Annotated in this window: 3 protein-coding genes; all 3 read left to right on the top strand. The window is 78.4% G+C overall.

Annotated elements, in window-relative coordinates; translation table 11 throughout:
* On the top strand, positions 1 to 407 hold a 407-nt coding region (locus tag ACTUAL_RS11410; protein ID WP_440900239.1), incomplete at its 5' end, for a sensor histidine kinase.
* A gap of 68 nt (positions 408 to 475) precedes the next feature.
* The gene (locus ACTUAL_RS11405) at positions 476 to 1,123 is read left to right on the top strand and encodes a response regulator (RefSeq protein ID WP_440900240.1); all 648 of its coding nucleotides are present in this window, start codon (positions 476 to 478) and stop codon (positions 1,121 to 1,123) included.
* Positions 1,124 to 1,175: 52 nt separating this feature from the next.
* Positions 1,176 to 1,880 (top strand): alpha/beta hydrolase, encoded by a 705-nt coding sequence (locus ACTUAL_RS11400; RefSeq protein ID WP_440900238.1) that lies wholly within the window; start codon positions 1,176 to 1,178, stop codon positions 1,878 to 1,880.
* Positions 1,881 to 2,007 lie beyond the last annotated feature (127 nt).

Raw genomic sequence — 2,007 nt, 5'->3', positions numbered from 1 at the left:
AGCGGCTGCTGGGGGTGCTGCGCGCCGAGGGGCAGCACGCCGACCTGGCCCCGCAGCCGGGGTTGGCCGACATCGCCGACCTGGCTCCCGGCGCGCGGGTGGTGGACGCGCGGGTGCCGGAGGCGGTCGGGCTGACCGCGTACCGGGTGGTGCAGGAGGCGCTGACCAACGCCCGGCGGCACGCGCCGGGGTGCGAGGTGGACGTGCGGGTGCGGCTGCGGCGCGGGGCGCTGGCGGTCAGGGTGCGCAACACCGGCGGCGGGGCGTCGCTGGGCGGGGGGAGCGGGTTGGGTCTGGTGGGGATGCGGGAGCGGGTCGCGGTGCACGGCGGGACGGTGGACGCGGGGCCGTCCGGCGACGGCGGGTTCGAGGTGCTGGCGCGGATCCCGCTGGGGGAGGGGCGGTGAGCGGTGCGGCGGTGAACGGCGCGGTGGGGAACGGCGCGGTGGGGAACCAGGCGGGGAGCGGGGCGGCGGTGATCCGGGTGCTGGTGGTCGACGACCAGGAGATGGTGCGGGAGGGGTTCTCGGCGCTGCTCGACGCCCAGCCCGACATCACCGTGGTCGGCGCGGCGGGCGACGGCGCGGAGGGGGTCGCCAAGGTGCGCGCGCTGCGGCCGGACGTGGTGCTGATGGACGTGCGGATGCCCGGCGTCGACGGCATCGAGGCCACCGGGATGCTCGCCGACGACCCGGCGCGGGTGCTCGTGCTCACCACCTTCGACCTGGACGACTACGTGTACGAGGCGCTGCGCGCCGGGGCCAGCGGGTTCCTGCTCAAGCACGCGCCCGCCCGCGAGCTGCTGGACGCGGTGCGGGTCGTCGCGCGCGGCGACGCGCTGCTCGCGCCGTCCATCACCAAGCGGCTCATCGAGGACTTCGTCCGGGCCAGGACCGCGCGGGCGGTGCGGCCACCGGCGCTGACCGCGCTCACCGACCGGGAGACCGAGGTGCTGCTGATGGTCGCGCGCGGCCTGTCCAACGCCGAGGTCGCGCGCGGGCTGAACGTGGCCGAGCAGACCGTCAAGACGCACGTGAGCCGGGTGCTGATGAAGCTGGGGCTGCGCGACCGCGCCCAGGCGGTGATCGCCGCCTACGAGTCCGGGCTCGTGGTACCGGGGTAGCCCGACTCCGGGGTGACGACCCGCCGCCCGTCACCTCCCTAGCTTCGCCGCCATGGGGAAGTCGATCGCGGCGCTGGCCGCGTTGCTGGTGCTGGTCGCGCCGGGTGGCGGTGGGCGCGAGGTGCGCCGGGTGGAGGTGCTCGGGGACCTGGCGTCCGCCGCGCACGTGGCGGTGGTGGTGCCCGGCTCGGACGTGACCGAGGCCGGCTTCGACCGCACGGTGGGCGCGATGGCCCGCGCCGTGCGGGCCGAGGCCGACCGGCCGGACCTGGCGGTGGTGGCCTGGCTCGGCTACGAGACCCCGTCCGGGGTGGGCGTGGACGCGGCCTCGGGCCGCCTGGCCCGCACCGGGGCCCGCGCGCTCGCCGACCACGTCGCGACCCTGCCCGGCCGGGTGCACCTGCTGTGCCACAGCTACGGCACCGTCGTGTGCGGCCTCGCCGCGCGGGAGCTGGCCGGGCGGGGCGTCCCGGTCGCGGACGTCGCGCTCACCGGCAGCCCCGGCGTGCGGGCGGGCTCGGCGGCGGAGCTGGGCGCGGGCACGCGGGTCTGGGCGGGGCGGGCGGACGCGGACTGGATCGGCCGGGTGCCGAACACCCGGCTGCTCGACCTCGGCCACGGCCCCGACCCCGCCGACCCGGAGTTCGGCGCGCGCGCTCTGCCGACCGGCGGCGTCACCGCGCACGACGGGTACTACGCGCCGGGCACCGAGTCTCTGCGCGCGCTGGCCCGCGTCGCGGTGGGGGAGCGGCCGTGAGCGCGCCGCGCGAACCGGCCGGTCCGGGGGCGCTGGCCGGTCCGGGGGCGCCAGCCGACCGCTGCACGCCCGCAGGTTCCGGCACATCTGCCGGCTCCGGCGCGCCTGCCGAACCCGGCGCGCCTGC

This window comes from Actinosynnema sp. (assembly GCF_052038725.1).
This window is presented reverse-complemented; position numbering and strand designations above follow the sequence as displayed.